Here is a 20,260-nt window from a genome sequence, read left to right on the forward strand (position 1 = left end):
GTCACCGGCTCAGGCGAATTTTGCCAGTTCCTTGCGAGCCACCACGCGACGGTGGACTTCGTCGGGACCGTCGGCCAGACGCAGTGTCCGTTGCGACGTCCACAATGCAGCCAGCGGGGTATCCTGTGATACACCGGTGGCGCCATACATCTGAATGGCACGATCGATGACACGCAACGCCATGTTGGGCACTGCTACCTTGATCTGCGAAATGGCATCACGTGCCGCCTTGTTGCCGATGGTATCCATCAGGTAGGCAGCCTTGAACACCAGCAGTCGACACATTTCAATTTCGATACGGCTGTCAGCAATCACGTCGTAGTTGCCGCCCAGTTCCGCCAGTGGTTTACCGAATGCTTCACGACTCAGCGCACGCGTGCACATCAGATCCAGTGCACGTTCAGCGGCTCCGATCGAGCGCATGCAATGATGAATGCGACCTGGCCCCAGACGGCCCTGCGAGATTTCAAAACCGCGACCCCGGCCCAGAATGATATTTTCTTTCGGCACCCGGACATTGCTGAACCGTATATGCATATGGCCGTGCGGTGCATCATCCTTGCCGAACACTTCCATCGGGCGCAGCACGTCAACACCGGGGGCGTCCATCGGTACCAGAATCTGCGACTGACGGTTGTGCTTGGGCGCTTCGGGATCGGTGACCACCATGACGATCATGATTTTGCAGCGCGCATCACCGGCACCGGAGATATAAAACTTTTCACCATTGATCACCCATTCATCACCGTCAAGCACAGCCCGGGTGGCAATATTGGTGGCGTCTGACGAAGCCACATCGGGCTCGGTCATGGCAAATGCGGAACGGATCTCGCCCGCCAGCAATGGCTTCAGCCATTGTTCTTTTTGCTCTTCCGAACCGTATCGCTCGAGTACTTCCATGTTGCCAGTGTCCGGTGCACTGCAGTTGAATGCTTCAGACGCCAGCCGGCTGCGACCCATGATCTCGGCCAGATGGGCGTATTCCAGGTTGCTGATACCGGCGCCGCCCTGGCTTTTCGGCAAAAAGAAGTTCCACAATCCCAGGGTTTTGGCCTTGGCCTTGAGGCTCCCCATGATTTCTTCCTGCCTTGGCGTGTGAGACCAGCGGTCACCTACACTGACTTCATCGTGATATTCCTTTTCCACGGCAGCCACGTCCACTTCGACGAATTCGCGAATTTTTTCGCGCACTTTTTGCATTTCTTCAGACAGTCCCAGATTCATTCCCGATACCTCATGATGGTTTTTTTGTTGTGATCCGCTTGACGGTCACGCGATTTTGATCGACTTGCAATGGCTTCAACCCGTAATAGTGCCACCGCCGTCAACGACCAGCGTTTGCCCGGTCGTGAAACTGCCGGCGTCAGATGCCAGATAGATCGCCGCACCGGCAATCTCGTCCGGCTCACCAATGCGACGCAATGGATACTTGGAGACCGTCGCTTTATAGGTTTCCGGATTTTCCCACAGCGCCTTGGCAAAATCGGTCCTGATCAGACCCGGGGCGATACAGTTAACGCGGATGTTTTTCGGCCCCCATTCGACTGCGAGATTGCGTGCAATCTGCATGTCTGCCGCTTTCGATATGCCGTAGGCACCCAACACGTCTGTGCCTTTCAGACCAGCGATGGATGACACGATAATGGTGGCACCGCCACCGTTTTCAGCCATGCCCGGCAGCACCAGTTGGCACAACCGATGGGCACTGCCAATATTGGAGTGCATGATCTTGTCGAAGGCCTCATCAGGGATATCCTGTGACGGGCCGTAAAACGGGTTCAGCGCAGCATTGATGACCAGAATATCGATCTTGCCGTAATGCTTGATAGTCGCATCAACGAGGGTCTTGAGCTGCTCCTTGTAGTTGATATTGCAGGCAACCGGTAACGCCTCGCCGCCGTTGGCATTGATGCTGGCCGCGACTTCGTCACAGGCATCCTGATTACGGCTGGAAATCACCACTTTGGCACCCGCAGCGGCCATATGCGTTGCAATTGCCAGCCCGATACCCTTGGTCGAGCCGGTGATCAGGGCCACTTTTCCGCTCAGATCGAATAAGTTCATCTCTGCTCCCTCTTCCGCATCGCATTCGTCTCGCACGATGCCCGTTGTTGTCGGACCCTCAAGCAACACACGCTTATAAGTCCTGTGAATTTTGCTTCCCAGCATTATAACAGCGAAGCAGGGCAACGAAAACGTCTTATGTCAGGCAATCACATGACACGCGGCTCATCGCAGTCAGGCGTCCGTCATCCAGGGCCTCGTACCTTTGCTGACATGGGTGCCACCATCGACCGGAATCACTGCGCCATTGGTGTAGGCACCCGCCCGCGAGGCCAGATAAACCAGCACCCCGGCAATCTCTTCCGGCTCGCCGGCTCTGCCCATCGGACTATCGGCGGCAATATCATCACCAAACTCACGTAATACGTAATCCGTCATGCGGGACTGGAAAAAACCGGGCGCCACAGCATTCACCGTAATCTGACGTGGCCCCAAATCAACCGCCAGTGTATGTGTCAGGTGATGCAGAGCTGCCTTGCTGGCGGAATAGGCGAACGTGGGCACGCGCTGCACGATGGGAACCTGCAATCCATCCATGGAACCGATGTTAATCACCCGTGCCGGGTCTGCCGCGGAGGCCGCCTGCTCCAACAATGGCAACAAATCCCGGGTCAGTGAAAACACTGCATTCACATTGGTCGCCATGACTTTGGCAAACGCATCGTCGGGATACTCTTCAATTCTGGCACCCCAGTTGGCGCCGGCGTTGTTGACCAGTATGGACAGCCCGAGACCCTCAAAGTGCTGCCGCAAATCGTCGCACAAACGTTGCCTGTCATCAGCCCGGGTGACATCTGCGGCAATCGCCCGGCAGTCACCCAGAGGCTGCAACTGCGCCAGCGCCTGGTCACATTTCTCCTGTTTGCGCGAGGCAATCACGACACGCACACCCGCACGCAACAGGGTTTCGGCCATGATAAAACCGAGACCACTGCTGCCACCGGTCACCAGTGCCGTCTTGCCAGCCAACCCGAAAAGTTGGCCAACAGACAGCGACGATTGTTGTGCTGTTGACATGAATTATTCGTCCGCTATCTTGACCAGTTGCTTGCCGAAGTTGCGACCACGCAACAGTCCCCGGAACAGCTCGGGTGCATTTTCCAGGCCCTCACCTACCGATTCGCGGTATTTGATTTTATCCGCGTTAACCCAGGCGCCAAGCTTCTCGGTCGCCTCCGGCCAGCGATCCTGCCATTCGGTGACCACAAAGAAACGATGCTCAGGCACATCGTCCAGTGTTTTCAGAATATGGAAAGGCGTTTCCGCTTTGGTAATGTCAGTGTCGTTGTAGTTAGAGATATAGCCGCATATAGGGACTCGTGCGCCCTTGTTGAGTAATGGGGCAACCGCCCTGGTCACATCACCGCCGACATTCTCAAAATAGATATCAATACCATCAGGGCAAGCTGCTTTCAGCTTCTCTGCCAGATTTCCGCTCTTGTAGTCCAGGCAGTCATCAAAGCCAAGTTCTTCTTTCACATAACGACATTTCTCGTCACCGCCGGCAATCCCGATGGCGCGCAGACCCAGTATTTTGGCAAGCTGCCCGACGACCGAACCCACCGCACCAGAGGCGGCGGCAACCACGAGCGTTTCGCCGGCTTTGGGTTTGCCGACTTCCGTCAACCCGAAAAAGGCCGTGCGGCCCGGCATGCCAACAACACCCAGGTGGGCCGACAATGTGCCGTTTTTCAGATCCACTTTCATCAACCGGGGCTCATCATCGTCTGCCACGATCATGCTCTGCCAGCCCATATGCGCCGTCACGTGATCACCCACCTGAAAGCGCGAAGATTTGGAGGCAACAACCACGCCGGCGGATTCACCCGTGATGACATCACCTATCTGCAGCGGCTGCGCATAGGATTTGACGTCATTCATACGACCCCGCATATAGGGGTCAAGCGACAGCCAGATAACTTTGATCAGTATTTGTCCCGATTGCAATTCAGGCACATCTTCCTGAACCAGACTGAAGCAATCGTCACCGGGCTCGCCAACCGGACGCTTAGCCAATAACATCTTGTTATTCTTCATATTAACTCCTTTATTCGACAAAAATCGCACACTAAGATGACCTGCATACTAGCTCACCCACAACCCGACTCACAACCAGTCATATCGCCATCACCCGCTGGCGCAGCAAAACGCCGCCGCACGCGCACGGCCTGCAGCTGCTGCAGGTGCAGGCCGTACCTGAGCAGACAGATTGAAAGCGGAATAAGTCATCAAAATGCTGCAACATTTGATCGAATGCGCAATCTAAGTAATTAACAACAATAGGCCGGGCGGTCGCCAGCGTGCTACCAATTGCCGCAGAATCGCTTTTCTGATGCCGGTTTTTGTATATACTCAAAGAGTGCCCATCCGGGCGATAGGCAACGATAACAAGGGCAAATACAAGCCTGCAGCCATCGCCAGAGAAGGTATCCGTGGGGAGGGAAAATTATGCCACTAACACACCTGAACGGCATGCGACGACCAGGCCGCCAGTTCTTGCACGTCTTTTGTCTTGCCGCTGGCATGTTGTTGCCGGCGGCAGCCACAGCGTCGGTGGACTCACCGTTCACTGACGACCGGTCGCCGGCGGAACCCGGTTTGACGACATCATCACTCGCGACACAGGTCGAACACCTGAATATCCTTCGTGAGCGGGTCGCAATGCTACAGAGTCGGCAAGGGCTGTACCACCCGGGATTACTGAATGCCATGAATGGCCTGAGCGAAGCTCTTATTTCAGTCGGTGAGCTCAGAGAAGCCAACAACATTGTCGAGCAGCAGATCCAGATTCTGCGCGTGAATGACGGGCTGTATACTGACGGTCAGATCGCACTGGTACATCGTCAGCTGTCCATCATGGCAGCGCAGCAGAACTGGGTGGGCATGCAGGATCGACTCGTGTATCTGTCATGGCTGCTGGAGCGCTCCAACACCCTGTCAGACAGTGAAAAAATAAATAATATCAAAGTAATGCGCGACTGGACGCGCTTGCTGCTGAGTCGTGGACCACGCCAGCAGGAAGCCGCCTACCTGTTTCAGCTCCGCGATATGGAGGAGTCTGCGCTGGCACTGGCGCGACAAACAACAACAGAGCCAGCGGTCATGCAGGGCCTGATTTACGATCATGCCCTGGCAGAGCTCAACATTGCCCTGGGCATAATCGATGGCTCCGACACCAGTCAGCAGCTGATCAATCGCACACAAGGTCTGCAAACCAACAATCTGCGCGCCCCCCAACGCATGACCAGCGTCCAGGACATTGAGGCAACTTATGGCGCTCGCACCAGCACCGTCGTGGAGCGCGCCCATCGCACGGCCATGATGCGGCACTTCGTATTGATCAAGGAGCTGGAATCCACCTTGCTGCCGCCGACAGACCAGGAAGCTGGCGATCTGACCAGTACCGACCCGGAAGCTGCGGCCATGCTTCAGCTGTATCTGGGTGATTCAGTCCTGTTACGTCAGCAATACGAATTGCGCATCGGCGCTATGGCAGGACCCGACCGCGGGCAAAGCAGCACGGGGTCGGCACACAGCTATTATCAGAGTGCCTGGGAACTATTTCTGCAGGCAGGGTATTCGTCGGAGCAATTAAACGCGCGGTTTTCCTGCCCCGCGCTGTTGCCGCTGCCGACATTCTCCAGTCGACTCGAAGACAGTAGCAATGATTGTGAGATTGTGGCCGGAAACCGCGTAGAGCTGCCAGCAACAGCGCTGGTTCAGGATGGCATACCGGGCCTGCGCTATCAGGCGATGCCGGGGAACTCATTGATGAGTCAGGCAGCCGGCATCAGTGCCACCATCAACTTCAACATCGGGGTCAATGGCCAGGCTGCGCGCACACGGGTGATGTCGGCTGAACCTGACAGTACTTCTGCCCGGATACGCGGCCGGGATGGCTTGCACGACCTTCAGTTCCGCCCGGCCCTGCGCGATGGCAAAGCCGTCAGTACGGAAAATGCATCCATGACCGTGTTCTGCCTGGAGCCGGGTTAACTGCGTTTGTCAGGAACAACCCCTCTGGCCACCAGATCGTCAAATGCATCGCCGCGAATCCCCATTTCCGCGAGAATTTCGCGGTTATGTTCGGCAAATTTGGGCGGCAATCGTTCCAGGCGCCCGGGTGTTCGCGAGAACTTGATGGGAATGCCGGTCATTTTGTACCAGTCCTGTGCCAGGTTCATCTCACGATGGATGGTATGCGGATGCTCAACAACCTGTGCCGTGTTATAGATCGGTCCTGCCGGCAATCCGGCGGAAAGTAACCGCTGGCACAAATCACTACCGTCGATTTTCATCAATCGTGACTCGATCTCTGCCTTCAGGCTTTCGCGGTTTTTGACGCGATCGGCGTTAGTGACAAAACGCGCGTCAGCCGCAAGCTCCGACGCGTCGATCTCATCACACAATTTGCCAAACGCACGATTGTTGCCCGCGCCAATGAAAATATCCACGGTCCGCGTTCTGAAGGTTTCATAAGGACTGATATTGGGATGAGCGTTGCCAGTGGCAACCGGCACCTGCCCGGACATATTGTAGTTCACTACATGCGGATGCATCAGCGACACGGCACAATCATACAGCGTCATGTCAATGTACTGACCCTGGCCGGAACGCTGACGCTCATGCACTGCCATCAATACGGCAATGGCAGAGTACAACCCGGTGCCCATATCCACCATCGCTACCCCCAGGCGGGTAGGATTGCCTCCGGGCTCGCCATTAACACTGAACCAGCCAGCCATGGCTTGCACGATGGCATCATACCCGGGAAAACCGCCCAGCGGACCATCGGCACCGAAACCACTGATACGGCAATGGATCAACCGGGGGAACTGCTTGTGCAGCACATCGAAACCGAGGCCCCACTTCTCCATGGTGCCCGGCTTGTAGTTCTCCAACAGGATGTCGGCATCTTCCAGCAGCCGCAGGAGCAGATCCCTGCCTTCCTGCTGGCGCAGGTCGAGCGCCATCGCCCTTTTATTTCGATTGACGCCAATAAAGTACGCCGCATCGCCTTCGTGAAAGGGAGGCCCCCAATCGCGCACTTCATCGCCCTGCGGCGGTTCGATTTTCACAATCTCGGCACCATGGTCACCCAGTACCTGGGTGCAATAAGGTCCGCCCAGCACGCGCGTAAGATCGATAACACGCAGGCCATCAAGAGCCCTTTTAATAGTTTCTTCAGCCATGATCCGGATCCTGTGTTGTTATTTGCGGTGTTGTTGACGCTGAATTTGCGCAATGAGCTCTGGCAGGAAAAACTCGGCAACCAGCAATGACTTGCCCTGCAGATGGAAAACCGAACGACGCCCCCAGTGATCGGACAAACGCACCAGCTCCGGTTCGTCCCGATGCAGTTGCGGATGGCGGAACAGAAAGCCGCCCAGCGGACGGTCACGCAGACGGACCAACTGCCGCAATGAGCCTTGCACGCTGCTGCATGGGATCAGCGAATGCGCGGCAACCCAGGGCTGGCCGTGTCCGCACAGCAAAACCCGACGCGACCACATGATCTGTGTTGCCTTGCGTTTGCCGAAAATAGCAATGCTACGCGAGCTACCGTGTACCCAGCCCTCGTCCAGCACCTCTACCTTGAACGTGCCATCACTCAGCGCCTGTAAGCGATGTGTCAGGGAGCCGGGGGCCAGCAGGCATTGCTGCCAGACGGGTGGCGGGCGAGGCCAGTGTTGCCCGGCCCGGCGCCATGGCAAATCAGCATCAGCACGGTAGCTGGAATAATTTTTGACAGTCAACTCAAGTCCTCTGCCCGGCAGTTAAGCATTAACAGAATGTGCGTGACAATAAAAAACTCCCTGCCGCCCGGAGGGCCACAGGGAGTTCTGTTTACAGAACAAGCGTTACATCAATTACGCAGTTGCGGGCGCTGCACAGTTGACGACAGCACGCTCTCAACACGACGGTTACGTTCGCGACCTGTTGCCGTTGCGTTGCTGGCAACCGGCTGCGATTCACCGTAACCGGTTGCGGTAATGCGTGCCGGGCTGATGTCAAACCGATCGATCAGTACCTGACGCACCGCAGCAGCACGACGCTCGGACAGATCCTGATTGTATTGCTCAGCACCAATGCTATCGGTGTGACCACCCAGGGCGGCAACCGTGTCTGGATTGGCTTCCATGAAGTCAGACACACGCTGGATCTCATCGAAGTAAGCTGCCGGCACTACTGCACTGTCGAAAGCAAATTCAACCTGCAGCTCAATTCGTGCCACTTCCTCGATCATGATCGGGCAGCCGCGCTCGTCCACCGCGTAGTTGCGCGGCGTGTCAGGACAGGCATCCCGATTATCAGGCACACCATCACGGTCACTATCAACGACTACCGGCGCTGCCGGCGCTGGCGTTGGCTGGACTACGGGGGCAGTGGATCGCGCCTCACCCAAATGGAACACCAGTCCGGTGTCGATACCGAAATCATAGGTACCATCATCAAAGCCGTAGAAAGTGCGTGCTGATGCACGCCATTCGACACGATCATTGAAACGGTACGTCAGACCGGCACCCGCATTCACGGTGGTGTCGTCGTTAGAGTAAAAGTGCGTGTGGCCCAGACCCGCTGCAAAGTATGGCGACAGGACACCGATGGAGTTATCCAGTTTGTAGATCGCGTCCAGACGGATGCTGCGCAGACGCTCCATACCCGCCAGCGTATTCATTTTGAGATTGGCGTGATTCAGTTCCAGAGCGAGATTGTCGCTCAGGCCGTAACCCAACCCGACAGTGTAGCCAAATTCATCATCTGACTGGCGAGCACTGTCAAAGTCCATCCACTGTACACCGGGCGCAATGTAGAATCGGTCTTCATCTGCGACGGCCGACTGCGCTGACATGCCAAGCGCTCCAAGCGCAATGACAAGGCCTAAAACTTTAAATGACTTGTTGTCCATGGTCTCTCCTTAACTTCTTGTTTACTGCAGCTAGAGTAACCTGCACTGGTGGATGGTGTTTCAATCTTGTGGGTTTTGCAGGGCGCAGTATACATCAGTCGCCCCCCCCTTTAACACAAGACTCTCTATCAACTCCCGTTGGTTACGCACAAATCGGCGCTTTGGCTCAATGCTGGCAGTCTTTTGCTGCTAATATGTCATGAAAATGTAACATTTCATTGATTTAATACGCTACAGCACTCATCGCCAAGGTAGCAAGGTATGACGAACGAACAGACCATCCTGATTGTCGACGACGAAGCCGCGATACGCGACATGATCGGGATTGCACTGGACACTGCCGGGTTCTCCAGTATGACCGCTGAAACCGCGCTGGAAGCGCATGTCAATATCGTTGATCGTCGCCCCGACCTGGTGCTGCTGGACTGGATGCTGCCCGGGGGCAGCGGCATCGAACTGGCCCGTCGACTGAAGCGCGAAGAGCTCACCGCCGATATACCGATCATCATGCTGACCGCAAAAACCAGCGAGGACAACAAAGTCCAGGGCCTGGATGTTGGCGTCGACGATTATGTAACCAAACCATTCTCACCCCGGGAACTTGTGGCACGAATCAAGGCGGTACTGCGGCGCAGCACCGGAAACCTGAGAGACAAGCCCATTCGTGTATTTGACCTGGAGCTGGATCCGGCCAGCCATCGCGTCACCCTGGATGATCACGCGGTAGACATGGGGCCGACCGAATACAGATTACTGAATTTTTTCATGACCCATCCCGAAAAAGTATTCTCCAGGGACCACATTCAGGATCAGGTCTGGGGCGCCAATGTTTATCTTGAGGAGCGCACCGTGGATGTCCATATCGGACGCCTGCGTAAAGCACTGACCTCTGCGTCCGGCCCTGGTATCAACTACGCTGGCCTCATCCAGACTGTGCGCGGCGCGGGCTACCGGTTTTCTACCCGGCCCGACTGAGACGAGCGCACTGGTCTGGTGTGCCCGTTTTCGCTATAGTCGCGCCAGACCCAACTATTGAAAGGCTTGACCTTTGTTATCCGACTGGCATTCCGCACTGAAACGACTGACGCTAATCTTTCTGGCACTGCTGCTGGCGGGCTGGCTGGTTGGCGCTCCTGCCCTGGTTGTCCTGGCCGGCACCATCGTTTATCTGATTTATCACCTGCGCCAGCTTCGGCGCCTGTACAACTGGCTGCGCGACAACCAGAACTCCGAGCCAAGCCCGCCTCCGGAAGGCAGAGGTATCTGGGGTTTCATTTTTGACGGCATCTACCTGTTGCAGCGGCGCGAGCGCGATGCCCTGACACATCTGCGCAGCATCATTGACAAGGCACAGGAATCGACCGGTGCACTGGAAATGGCCGTGGTCATGATCAGCAGCAAGAACGGCCTGGAGTGGTGGAATCCGGCGGCCTCGCGCCTGCTGGGATTTCAAAGCCCCAAAGATCGCAATCAGCCGGTTACCAATCTGGTGCGCGAGCCTCAATTCATCACCTACTATAATACGGGGCATTTCAACAGCCCGCTCAAGCTCAGCTCGCCGGTCAACCCGACCCTGATGCTGGAGTTTCAGATCACCAGCTTCGGCGAAGGTGAGCGGCTGATGCTGGTGCGCGACATATCTCAACTGCACCGGCTGGAGATGATGAGAAAGGACTTTGTCGGTAACGTCTCACACGAGCTACGCACACCGATTACGGTTATCACCGGCTATCTGGAAACCATGCTGGACGATCGTCAGAACATTCCCCCGCGCTGGGGTCGTCCGCTGGAGCAGATGTATCAGCAATCGCAACGCATGGAACATATCATTCGCGACCTGTTGACCCTGTCACAACTGGAAACGCGCTCCGCCTCCAAACAGCTTTCCGCCGTACAACTGCAATCGTTGCTACGTGACATCAAGCAGGACGCCGAACAAATCTCACAGGCCAAAAAACAGATTTTCAAACTGGACTGCGACCCGGACCTGTACATCCGCGGCAATATCAATGAGCTCTACAGCGCCATTTCCAACCTGGCCATCAATGCGGCCAAATACACACAGCCCGGTGGCAGTATCGAGCTTTCTGCCGTCAGGAACGCGAATGGATTAAGAATAACAGTTTCCGACAATGGCCCTGGTATCGATGCGCATCATATCCCCAGGCTGACGGAGCGCTTCTACCGGGTCGATGAAAGCCGGTCAACCGATACCGGTGGCACCGGACTGGGGCTGGCGATTGTGAAACACGTGCTTGCCCGACACGGTGGTTTTCTTGACATCAGCAGCAAGGTAGGAAAAGGCAGCCAGTTTAGCTGCCAGTTGCCTGCAGACCGGGTGCTGACAGCAGAGCAGGCAACTGCACGGGCGAAAACGGACTGACGTCAGCAGACAAGAACTGCCTGCCTGAGCGCAGCCCTAGAGCTCAGACTTTACCTGCTCTTCCATACCGGACAGACCAACGTGCCGCACATCCGCGCCCATCACCATGTACACCACATGTTCGGCGATGTTCTTCGCATGATCGCCGACACGCTCCAGCGAACGCAGCGCCCAGATCACATTCAGCACACGGGTAATACTACGCGGGTCTTCGATCATGAAGGTGATCATTTCACGCATCGCGGTGCCGTACTCAAGATCGACACTGACGTCCTCTCTGGCAACAGCCAGCGCTGCCTCCGCGTCATAGCGGGCAAATGCATCCAGCGCCATGTTGACCATGTGGCGCACGCGCTCACCGATGTGCCGGATTTCCACATAACCTTTTGATGAATCACCCTGATCGGCCAGCTCGATTGCCAGGCGGGCTATTTTGGCGGCTTCGTCGCCGATACGCTCAAGATCATTGGTCGCTTTGATAATACCCAGCACCAGGCGCAGATCACTCGCCGCCGGCTGGCGACGCGCAAGAATGCGATTGCAGGCCTCATCGATATTGATTTCCATATCATTGACGGCATCATCATTGGCACGAACAGTCCGTCCCAGTTCACTGTCAGCCGATATCAGGGCGGACAATGCATCACCGAGTTGATGTTCGACCAAACCACCCATTTCCAGCATACTGCTTTTTATCTCTTCCAGCTCCTGGTTGAACTGTTGCGAAATATGGTGGCCGTGAACACCTGCATCTGTTTTCATATCAAAAGGTTCCTTGCGGGCTGGTTGCGGAGCTTACTCTCCGGCACCTGTACAATACAGATTTTATATGACAAAAGTGTGACAATCCATAGCGGTGCTGCGGGCCTGACCACAGTCCAAAACTGGCTTCAAGAAACTGTCACATTGAAAGCCATGTAATCATCCCCGAGCTGATATAGAATACCGGATCGCGCTAGTCAAGGTAAGAGCAATGAGCAGCAGTAAGCCATCCGTGGTCACACTTGCAGACGCAAGTTCCAACCCTGAGTCATCCGGATGCCCGGCTGTGGCCCCCGATATCGACCTGAGTGACAGTCAGTATTACCTGAACCGGGAACTGAGTTACATGCAGTTCAATTTGCGTGTACTTGAACAGGCGAAAAATCAGCAACATCCCTTGCTGGAACGATTGATGTTTTTGCTTATTTTCAGCTCCAACCTGGATGAATTCTATGAAATCCGGGTATCCGGCCTGAAGAAACAATTGGGTTTTGGCCGTCAACGCCCAGGTGCTGACGGCAAGTACCCACAGGAGATACTTAGCGAACTGCACCAACAAGTGAGACTCGCCCTGCAGGAACAGTACCGGATCCTCAATGAGGAGTTGCTGCCGGCCATGGCTGAGCAGGATATCCGCTTTTTGTACCGCCATGAATGGGACGACAATCTGGTGGCCTGGACCCAGGATTATTTCCGCAATGAAGTGCTGCCGGTCATCAGCCCGCTGGGGCTGGATCCGGCCCACCCTTTTCCGCGCCTGGTCAATAAAAGTCTGAACTTCATCCTGTCACTTGAAGGCAAGGATGCGTTTGGCCGTGACAGCGGACTTGCCATCGTACCAGCACCCAGAGCGCTGCCACGACTGATCAAGATACCGACGCACATCATATCTGAAGGCGACAATTTTATATTTCTGTCCTCTGTTATCCACGCACATGTTGAGGAATTCTTTCCCGGCATGCGGGTCAAGGAGTGCCACCAGTTCCGCGTTACCCGAAATTCGGACCTGGAAATGAGCAATGTTGAGGTTGAAGACGTGGCCAGCGCCCTGCAGGGTGAGTTGCACCTGCGCCGCTTCGGTGCTGCCGCCAAGCTGGAAGTGGGTGCCGGCTGCCCCCCGGAGCTGACCGACTTTTTGCTTGAACGGTTCAATTTAACTGAGGAAGAGCTTTTTCGCCTGGACGGTCCGGTCAACCTGCAGCGCCTGATGGCTCTGACAGCGATGGTCAATCGACCGGAATTGCGCTTCCCGCCGTTCTCACCGGGTACGCCGCCGGCACTGGAGGAAGGCAATTGCATTTTTACCGCCGTGACACGCGAGGACCAGCTTCTGCTGCACCCCTTCCAGTCATTTATACCGATCATTGACTGGGCACGGCAAGCGGCAAAAGACCCCGGTGTCATCTCGATCAAACAGACACTGTATCGCACTAACGAATCCTCGGAACTGGTCGAAGCACTGGCCGAGGCCGCCCGCAGTGGCAAGGAAGTGACTGTCGTCATTGAGCTGCGCGCACGTTTCGACGAAGAGGAAAACATTCAGTTCGCCAGCATCCTGCAGGAGGCCGGTGCCGTTGTCGTTTATGGTGTCATGGGCTACAAGACTCACGCCAAAATGCTGCTGATCGTGCGCCGCGAAAACGGACGCCTGAAACGATATGCCCATATGGGCACCGGTAACTACCACCGCAAGAATTCGCTGCTGTATACCGACTACAGCCTGATGACCTGCGACGAAGTCGTGTGCTCAGACGTACACAAGGTGTTTCAGCAGATTACCGGCATGGGGAAAAAGATATCGCCGGAAGTCATTCTGCACGCCCCCTTCCGCTTGATGAAAGGGCTGGTTCAGCTCATACAGCAGGAAAAGCAGGCGGCACTGGCGGGCAAACCCGCCAGAATAATCGCAAAAATAAACTCGCTGACAGAGCCCACGATTATTCGTGAGTTGTATTGCGCGTCTCAGTCCGGTGTCAAAATTGATCTGATCGTGCGCGGCATCTGCTGTCTGAAACCCGGCGTGCCAGGGGTATCCGACAATATTCGTGTGGTGTCAGTCATCGGCCGATTCCTGGAGCACTCGCGCGTGTATTATTTTGCCAACAGTGCTACGTCCATGTATTGCTCGAGTGCCGACCTGATGGAACGCAACCTGCACCAACGTATTGAGATAGCATTCCCGATTCTGAAAAAGAAGGCCGCGACACGCATCCTGGAGGAACTGGAAATGTACCTGGCAGACCGGCAGCAGAGCTGGGAGCTGCTGGCAGACGGAACCTACCACAAACACGAAGCAGGTCCGGATGACCCGTCGGACGGTGTGCAGTCGCTGTTACTCAGTGCCCTCGCAACGCATGCAACGGCGACCCGCCTGTGAGCGACGCCTGCGTCAGATAATGCAACATCCCTTCACGCAGTGCAGACGGACTGAAGTTAATGTCTGTCACCTGACACGCAGTCATGAACCCGTTCAGCACCGCCCAGCCGGGCAGTATTAACTCGCGACGACCGTTTTTCAGGCCTGGAAGTGAAAAACCGGGTTCCAGCACTGTTTTCATGATGTCCGTTTTCAGCGACTGCAGAGTCTCCAGCGTCACTCCCGGTGCAGATCGTTTCTGCTGGCGTTTATGTGCGCATACCGCGCTCAGCATCTTTGCCGTACCGGACGAAGCATAGGCTTCCTGCCAGGGCGTTGTTGCCAGCTCACGCGCCACGGCAGAAAAAACCTCCGCTGCCGCGAGCACGGCATCGTCCAGACATTGCGATAATGCGGACTCGGTGCGTGGAGGATTGGTGAACCAGGAATCACGCCAGCTGATGCAGCCAATCGCCATACTGTGTGACTGCAGACGATGCTGACCGGCGCCAATCACCAACTCCGTACTGCCACCGCCGATATCGATCACCAGGCGCGGCGTATCATCGGCGGGTAAAGCCGAGATTACCCCGGCATACACCAGTGCTGCCTCTTCCAGGCCAGGCACCACATCAATGACAAAACCTTTCTCGCTGGCTCGGCGCAGAAATTGATCGGCATTACTCGCCGTCCGCAGAGCATTTGTGCCGACCGCCCAGCATCGCTCTATCGGGTAACGCGCCAACGCCTGCCGGAACGTGTCCAGACAAGCCAGACCGCGATCGAAAGCGCGCTGCGTGATAGCACCGCCCTCAACCAGACCTTCGCCGAGCTGTACTTTCTCACTGAAACGTTCAACGATATCGTAGCTGCCCTGGTGCCAACGGGCGATCAGGAGGTGGAAACTGTTGGAGCCTAGATCTATACAAGCGTACATGCGTTAATCACAGAAAACCGGTTGCAAGGATTAGAACACGGATACGCGCCATACCTCCACCCCTTGTGTAAGCCTTTTTGTTTTACTTCCTGACAGTGATTCATATAATGCCGCTCATCGAATACAGTCGCATTGAGCAAACTAATGCCCAACAATAATTCCAGAGCACTCAACAGGTCCGTGATTTTTCTATGTCTGCTGGGCCTGCTGACAACCGCCATCAAGATCTTTCTCGCCTTGCGCCTTGAACTGTACAGCGATGAGATATTTTACTGGCAGGCATCACAGTTCCCGGCACTGGCATACAGCGATTTGCCGTTCATGGCGGCATTGTTGGCGGGCCTGGGTGCGGAGCTTTTCGGCCACCAGGCAGTCGCGGTGCGCTCGTTGTTCCTGCTTATGGGATGCAGTGTGCCAGTTCTGGTTTACTGGCTGGCTCGCCCCCTTACCAGTCATAAACAGGCGTTAATATCGGCCATACTGACATTCTGCCTGCCCATGGCTGCATTTCTGGGTCTGCTCGCCGTACCCGATGTACCACTTATCTTCTGGGGTTTGCTGCTGATCGGCAGCCTTGAACGGGCCACCCGCGAAGGCCGCTGGCGCTGGTGGCTGCTGGCGGGCACCTTTGCTGCACTGGGACTGAGTACACACTACCGTTTCTCCCTGTATGTGCTCGCGGCCCTGATTTTCATGATTGTCAGTCGCAGTCACTGGCACTACTGGCGCAGCGGCCGGCTCTGGCTGGCAGCACTGATCGCGATGACCGGCCTGTACCCGGCATTGAGTTTCAACCTGGTGCATGATCTCAGCGGCATCGACTACCATCTGCTCAGCAGACACCCCTGGCAGTTTCAGCTTGAAGGACTGCTACACCCGCTTATCCAGGGCACTGTCGTCACACCACTGTTGTACGGTTTACTGTGGCTGACGCTGTGGATGCTGATAAAAAAAGCCCGTGCAGGCGATACCCGGGCCGGATTGATCGCCGCTTTCGCCGCCACCAATCTTGGCGTATACCTGATTCTGGCACCCTGGAGTGACACTACACGGACGACGCTACACTGGCCCCTGTCCGGTTATGTGCCACTGCTGGTTTACGCCCCGCAGGCCATGTCATCGCTACAGGCATGGCTCAGCGCGCGATACAACGAACATCGTGGCAGAGTACTGGTGCGCGTGATTCCGGTGACCGGACTTATCGGCACCCTGCTGCTGTTTGTTGGCATCGGCTCACAAGGCTTTAACCAGCAGTTGCAGGCAATTACCGGCAGTGGCGTGCTGTCCAACAAGATGGCTGGCTGGCAACCCCTGACAGCGCACATCCGGGCATTACAGCGCACCTATGACCTGCCGGACGACGGACTGATCGTCACCGACAATTACTACACCAGTGCACAAATTGGTTTTGCCATGGAAGCCGCCAGGCCCTACACCATTGACCGGGATAAAACCGTGCGCGACGGACGCTATGCGCAGTACGCGATCTGGCAGAGAAATGAAGAAGGATTGCGCCAGCTGGCTGGAGAGCAGGCGTTATTTATTACCGAAGACAGCACACTCGATATCAACGAAAAACTTGCCGTCATGGATCGGGCCTGCACGTTGTTCAGTGAACTCAACTTACTGGATCAACTGTTCCTGTATCAGGGCGACAAGATCTTCAGCTTTTATCTGGGCAAAAATATTCAGGCATCTGCCACCAGCACCGCAGCAGCTTGCCCGAAACCCAGTCACATGTGGCTGGACCAGCCCGCCGCCGGCGAAACCATCAACGGTCAGTATGCCATCAGCGGATGGGCTATCAATGACGGGCTGGGTGTCAGCAGAATACGAATTCTTTTGAACGCAGAGGTCGTCGGTGACACACAGCGCTCAATCGCCCGTGAAGACGTTGTCGAGATACGCAACGCCCAGAATGACCCGGGGGCACCGACGCTTGGTTTTGAGTTTGTTCTGGATACCAGGAATCTGGCCAATGGCAGATACCAATTGGCCCTGGAAGTGATCAGCGGCGCCGGTGAACGCCAGCGCGGCGCTACCCGACAGATCACCATAGCAAACCCGGAATAAACGCGGTGCGCTAGCGCCGGGTCGCATCTCCCAGCTTGAACTGATTGACCAGAGCGTCCAGCGCACTCAACAACATGTCGATTTCTTCATGGTATTGTTTGCACTTTAAATAGTCATCTGTATTCAGGCGTCCGTCAGCAGCAATCTTGACACTGCTCTTGGCGATACCATCAGTCACTTCCGACTGCTGCTTGACCGCACTGGCAATGTCCCGACTGCGCTCGGAAATCAATGACACCGATGCCAGCACTGAGCCCAGCAATTCGTTGGCAGAATTGGCAGACCCCACGCATTCCCTGGACAGATCCACACCCTGGTCCATCGCGGTCACGATTTGCGCAGTGTTGTCCTGCAAATTCTGGATGATGGTATTGATCTCCAGCGTGGATGCCTGGGTTTTCTGTGCCAGACTGCGAACCTCGTCAGCCACAACGGCGAACCCGCGGCCCTGCTCGCCCGCACGAGCAGCCTCAATGGCTGCGTTCAGTGCCAACAGGTTGGTCTGCTCGGCAATTCCTTCGATGACTTCCAGAACCGAATGTACTTTGTCATTGTGATCCCGCATGTCGTGCACTTTCTGTTGAATCGAGGTCAGTGAGCCGGACAGTTTTTCCACAGATGATCGGGTATCGGATACTGCAGCAGTCGCCTTCTGGGTCGCTCCGTTAGCTTCGCTGGCGGCAGAAACACTGGTCTTCGCACCTTCGGCAACATCAGCCAGCGACGATGACAGCTCGGTGGTGGATGAAGCCAGCAGTTCGGTTTCTTCCAGCTGCGACGCCGACCTGCCCGCCGTACGTTGAATCATATCCGAGAATTGTGCCGACTTGCCGGTCACTTCGGCATTGGTCGACAATACCTGCCGGATGATGTCAGCCAGTTTGCCAACAAAGGTATTAAAGCTTCCTCCCAGCTGCGACAACTCATCGCCGCCATCGTCGGCCAGTCGTCGGCTGAGGTCACCCGAGCCCTGGGCAATATCCTGCATGTATGCCTGCGCTTTGCTCAGGGGCTGGGTAATCGACGCTGACAGGAAGTAGGCAATGACAATCAGTACCAGCAATATCACTAAAATAATGGCCGCCGAGCTCATCGCCCAGGCATTGAATGCAGCCTGCACATCGTCTTCATACAGACCATGAATGATCACCCAGCCCCAGGGTTCGAACTGCTCCGCATATACCGTTTTAACTTCGGCTTCAGGGTGCGCCAGCGGATCGTCGGTAAAGGTCAGAAAACGGTGCCCGAACAAAGGCTCCGGGAAATAGAGGTACTCCGCGAACCCGGTGTAGTCACTGCCGGTATAGCGCTCGATTATTTGTGTCATGGTTGGCGTCGGATCACTGTAACCCAGATCCCGCATGCGCTCTGCCTCAGTGGTGCTGGCAGCTGCCATCGCCTGCCTGACCTGTGTATCGGTATCCAGGGCACTGTCCACATTACGCAACGGATGGGCAAGAATCTGACCCAGGCGGTGATACAACAGCAGGTAGTTGCGCTCATCGACCATGGTATTGTTGATCATAAAGCGACCCAGCCGTTTCGCTTCAGCATCCGTCATGGTGCCGGCACGAACCTGGTCATTGAGGCCACTCAGGGCTTCATGGATCATCTGTACCTGGTTGACACTGCCTTCACGCAGCTGATCCATGAAGCGCTCACGCGCCTGCATCAGCAGCGTCACGCTCAGGCCAATGATGGCAACTACACTCACGAAAACAATTAGCCCGATACGGGTACGGATAGTAAATTTGCTGAACATGGCAGGTCCCTACATTGAATTGCTTTCGCCTACTGACTGCGCAGGCATTATCTTATTATGCAATAGCTAACGGCGGTAATCGGTAAAACATTAGCCTCGGGCTTCACGTTCAGCGCTTGAAAAGCGCGCGCGCCTGAAGTAGCCTGATATGTAATCTGTCGAGTCTCAGAGACCACGATGAAACACGATCCGCTCAAGTTTGATATAGCCCCTTTCAGTGACACGCCGGATCAGCGTCTGTTCTGGGACGGGCATGGCTGTCAGCAGATATTTAACGCATTACTAAGTGTCATTGTTGACGGATCGCCACTACAGACGGTTATCGCCGAGCCCGGTCTGGGCAAAACCATTTTATGTCGTAAGCTATTGAATAGCCTGAAATCCCACAAAAGCAGGTACCGGGCTTTATATCTACCCTATCCACACCAGGACTTCGATGACAGCCTCGAATCAGAACTGTTTGCGGCAGCGCCGGACCAGCGCAGAACCGTGCTACTGCTGGACGAAGCGCAAGCCCTCCCCGATGAGTTTCTCTGTCGGCTGACGCAATCGTTGTTACCTGGCGGTTCCGGGGCAGGCTCTATGCAGGCGGTCCTGTTCGGACAGCCCGAGCTGGAGCAGCATCTGCAGTCAATCGCGCTAAAACCATTGGCAGACCTGCGAACTGCCAACTATCAGATACAGCCCTTTACCCGCCACCAGATTCAGAACTACCTGAACGAACGCCTGCTCAAAGCGGGCACTGATCCGCAAGCGCTGCTAGACAAGAAAATTGTTGATACCGTCTGGCGCGCCAGCGGCGGCATCCCCAGAATCGCCAACACCATCATGCGCAAGGCATTGCACGCGGCGCGTGATGACAATACCGATACCCTGCAGTACAGCCATGTCCTGGCAGCAACCGCAAGCACGGACGCCACCGTGCCATAAGTGTTGTCCTGCGATATAATCCGGTTCTCGTCCGCAGTGCAGATGGTCAGATCCGCAAGTTTGACCACAAACGGAGAATCAGG

The 20,260-nt window shown here is 55.7% G+C and carries 16 protein-coding genes; 6 read left to right on the top strand and 10 right to left on the bottom strand.

Annotated features, from left to right (window positions below; all coding sequences use genetic code 11):
* Positions 1 to 9: 9 nt before the first annotated feature.
* The 4 genes from ENH71_RS09505 to ENH71_RS09520 all read right to left on the bottom strand — a co-directional run bounded on the left by ENH71_RS09505 (position 10) and on the right by ENH71_RS09520 (position 4,101).
* Complete coding sequence (locus ENH71_RS09505; RefSeq protein WP_294130971.1) at positions 10 to 1,224, bottom strand: acyl-CoA dehydrogenase family protein; 1,215 nt, start codon at positions 1,222 to 1,224, stop codon at positions 10 to 12.
* Positions 1,225 to 1,299: 75 nt separating this feature from the next.
* A complete protein-coding gene (locus ENH71_RS09510; RefSeq protein ID WP_294130973.1) occupies positions 1,300 to 2,064 on the bottom strand; it encodes an SDR family NAD(P)-dependent oxidoreductase in 765 nt (254 codons plus the stop codon).
* A gap of 174 nt (positions 2,065 to 2,238) precedes the next feature.
* Entirely contained in the window at positions 2,239 to 3,081 is an 843-nt protein-coding gene (locus tag ENH71_RS09515) for an SDR family oxidoreductase (RefSeq protein WP_294130975.1), read from the bottom strand.
* Positions 3,082 to 3,084: 3 nt separating this feature from the next.
* On the bottom strand, positions 3,085 to 4,101 hold the full coding sequence (locus tag ENH71_RS09520) for an NADP-dependent oxidoreductase (protein WP_294130977.1): 1,017 nt from the start codon (positions 4,099 to 4,101) through the stop codon (positions 3,085 to 3,087).
* 411 nt (positions 4,102 to 4,512) lie between these two features.
* Here ENH71_RS09520 and ENH71_RS09525 point away from each other — a divergent pair, with 411 nt between their 5' ends.
* Entirely contained in the window at positions 4,513 to 6,060 is a 1,548-nt protein-coding gene (locus ENH71_RS09525) for a hypothetical protein (protein WP_294130978.1), read from the top strand.
* Here the strand turns inward: ENH71_RS09525 and ENH71_RS09530 are convergent.
* The 3 genes from ENH71_RS09530 to ENH71_RS09540 form a co-directional block, all read right to left on the bottom strand.
* On the bottom strand, positions 6,057 to 7,256 hold the full coding sequence (locus ENH71_RS09530) for a CaiB/BaiF CoA transferase family protein (RefSeq protein WP_294130979.1): 1,200 nt from the start codon (positions 7,254 to 7,256) through the stop codon (positions 6,057 to 6,059). The genes ENH71_RS09525 and ENH71_RS09530 overlap by 4 nt on opposite strands.
* Before the next feature lie 18 nt (positions 7,257 to 7,274).
* Entirely contained in the window at positions 7,275 to 7,820 is a 546-nt protein-coding gene (locus tag ENH71_RS09535; protein WP_294130981.1) for a chorismate--pyruvate lyase family protein, read from the bottom strand.
* A gap of 110 nt (positions 7,821 to 7,930) precedes the next feature.
* The gene (locus tag ENH71_RS09540; protein ID WP_294130984.1) at positions 7,931 to 8,974 is read right to left on the bottom strand and encodes an OmpA family protein; all 1,044 of its coding nucleotides are present in this window, start codon (positions 8,972 to 8,974) and stop codon (positions 7,931 to 7,933) included.
* 261 nt (positions 8,975 to 9,235) lie between these two features.
* Between ENH71_RS09540 and phoB the strand changes: the two genes are divergently transcribed.
* Positions 9,236 to 9,949: a phosphate regulon transcriptional regulator PhoB gene (gene phoB, locus ENH71_RS09545; protein WP_294130986.1), complete on the top strand. Its 714-nt coding sequence runs from the start codon at positions 9,236 to 9,238 to the stop codon at positions 9,947 to 9,949.
* A gap of 73 nt (positions 9,950 to 10,022) precedes the next feature.
* On the top strand, positions 10,023 to 11,357 hold the full coding sequence (gene phoR, locus ENH71_RS09550) for a phosphate regulon sensor histidine kinase PhoR (RefSeq protein WP_294130988.1): 1,335 nt from the start codon (positions 10,023 to 10,025) through the stop codon (positions 11,355 to 11,357).
* Between the two features lie 36 nt (positions 11,358 to 11,393).
* Here the strand turns inward: phoR and phoU are convergent, their stop codons facing one another.
* Complete coding sequence (gene phoU / locus ENH71_RS09555; RefSeq protein ID WP_294130990.1) at positions 11,394 to 12,119, bottom strand: phosphate signaling complex protein PhoU; 726 nt, start codon at positions 12,117 to 12,119, stop codon at positions 11,394 to 11,396.
* Between the two features lie 211 nt (positions 12,120 to 12,330).
* Between phoU and ppk1 the strand changes: the two genes are divergently transcribed.
* The gene (gene ppk1, locus ENH71_RS09560; RefSeq protein WP_294130992.1) at positions 12,331 to 14,496 is read left to right on the top strand and encodes a polyphosphate kinase 1; all 2,166 of its coding nucleotides are present in this window, start codon (positions 12,331 to 12,333) and stop codon (positions 14,494 to 14,496) included.
* Here the strand turns inward: ppk1 and ENH71_RS09565 are convergent.
* Complete coding sequence (locus tag ENH71_RS09565) at positions 14,456 to 15,412, bottom strand: Ppx/GppA phosphatase family protein (RefSeq protein ID WP_294130994.1); 957 nt, start codon at positions 15,410 to 15,412, stop codon at positions 14,456 to 14,458. The two genes, ppk1 and ENH71_RS09565, sit on opposite strands and share 41 nt — an antisense overlap.
* Positions 15,413 to 15,592: 180 nt before the next feature.
* On the opposite strand from ENH71_RS09565, the gene ENH71_RS09570 reads away from it, so the two are divergent.
* Complete coding sequence (locus tag ENH71_RS09570; RefSeq protein WP_294130996.1) at positions 15,593 to 17,485, top strand: ArnT family glycosyltransferase; 1,893 nt, start codon at positions 15,593 to 15,595, stop codon at positions 17,483 to 17,485.
* 10 nt (positions 17,486 to 17,495) lie between these two features.
* Here ENH71_RS09570 and ENH71_RS09575 read toward each other — a convergent pair whose 3' ends face one another.
* Entirely contained in the window at positions 17,496 to 19,247 is a 1,752-nt protein-coding gene (locus ENH71_RS09575; protein WP_294131001.1) for a methyl-accepting chemotaxis protein, read from the bottom strand.
* A 177-nt stretch (positions 19,248 to 19,424) separates the two neighbouring features.
* On the opposite strand from ENH71_RS09575, the gene ENH71_RS09580 reads away from it, so the two are divergent.
* Entirely contained in the window at positions 19,425 to 20,177 is a 753-nt protein-coding gene (locus ENH71_RS09580) for an ExeA family protein (RefSeq protein WP_294131003.1), read from the top strand.
* Positions 20,178 to 20,260: the final 83 nt, after the last annotated feature.

Source organism: Pseudohongiella sp. (genome assembly GCF_011050365.1).
GTDB lineage: Bacteria > Pseudomonadota > Gammaproteobacteria > Pseudomonadales > Pseudohongiellaceae > Pseudohongiella.

Bases quoted from the DNA above. Each gene is read 5' to 3' on its own strand.
- ENH71_RS09505 (WP_294130971.1), bottom strand. From the start codon at position 1,224: ATGAATCTGGGACTGTCTGAAGAAATGCAAAAAGTGCGCGAAAAAATT.
- ENH71_RS09510 (WP_294130973.1), bottom strand. From the start codon at position 2,064: ATGAACTTATTCGATCTGAGCGGAAAAGTGGCCCTGATCACCGGCTCG.
- ENH71_RS09515 (WP_294130975.1), bottom strand. From the start codon at position 3,081: ATGTCAACAGCACAACAATCGTCGCTGTCTGTTGGCCAACTTTTCGGG.
- ENH71_RS09520 (WP_294130977.1), bottom strand. From the start codon at position 4,101: ATGAAGAATAACAAGATGTTATTGGCTAAGCGTCCGGTTGGCGAGCCC.
- ENH71_RS09525 (WP_294130978.1), top strand. From the start codon at position 4,513: ATGCCACTAACACACCTGAACGGCATGCGACGACCAGGCCGCCAGTTC.
- ENH71_RS09530 (WP_294130979.1), bottom strand. From the start codon at position 7,256: ATGGCTGAAGAAACTATTAAAAGGGCTCTTGATGGCCTGCGTGTTATC.
- ENH71_RS09540 (WP_294130984.1), bottom strand. From the start codon at position 8,974: ATGGACAACAAGTCATTTAAAGTTTTAGGCCTTGTCATTGCGCTTGGA.
- phoB (WP_294130986.1), top strand. From the start codon at position 9,236: ATGACGAACGAACAGACCATCCTGATTGTCGACGACGAAGCCGCGATA.
- phoU (WP_294130990.1), bottom strand. From the start codon at position 12,119: ATGAAAACAGATGCAGGTGTTCACGGCCACCATATTTCGCAACAGTTC.
- ppk1 (WP_294130992.1), top strand. From the start codon at position 12,331: ATGAGCAGCAGTAAGCCATCCGTGGTCACACTTGCAGACGCAAGTTCC.
- ENH71_RS09565 (WP_294130994.1), bottom strand. From the start codon at position 15,412: ATGTACGCTTGTATAGATCTAGGCTCCAACAGTTTCCACCTCCTGATC.
- ENH71_RS09575 (WP_294131001.1), bottom strand. From the start codon at position 19,247: ATGTTCAGCAAATTTACTATCCGTACCCGTATCGGGCTAATTGTTTTC.
- ENH71_RS09580 (WP_294131003.1), top strand. From the start codon at position 19,425: ATGAAACACGATCCGCTCAAGTTTGATATAGCCCCTTTCAGTGACACG.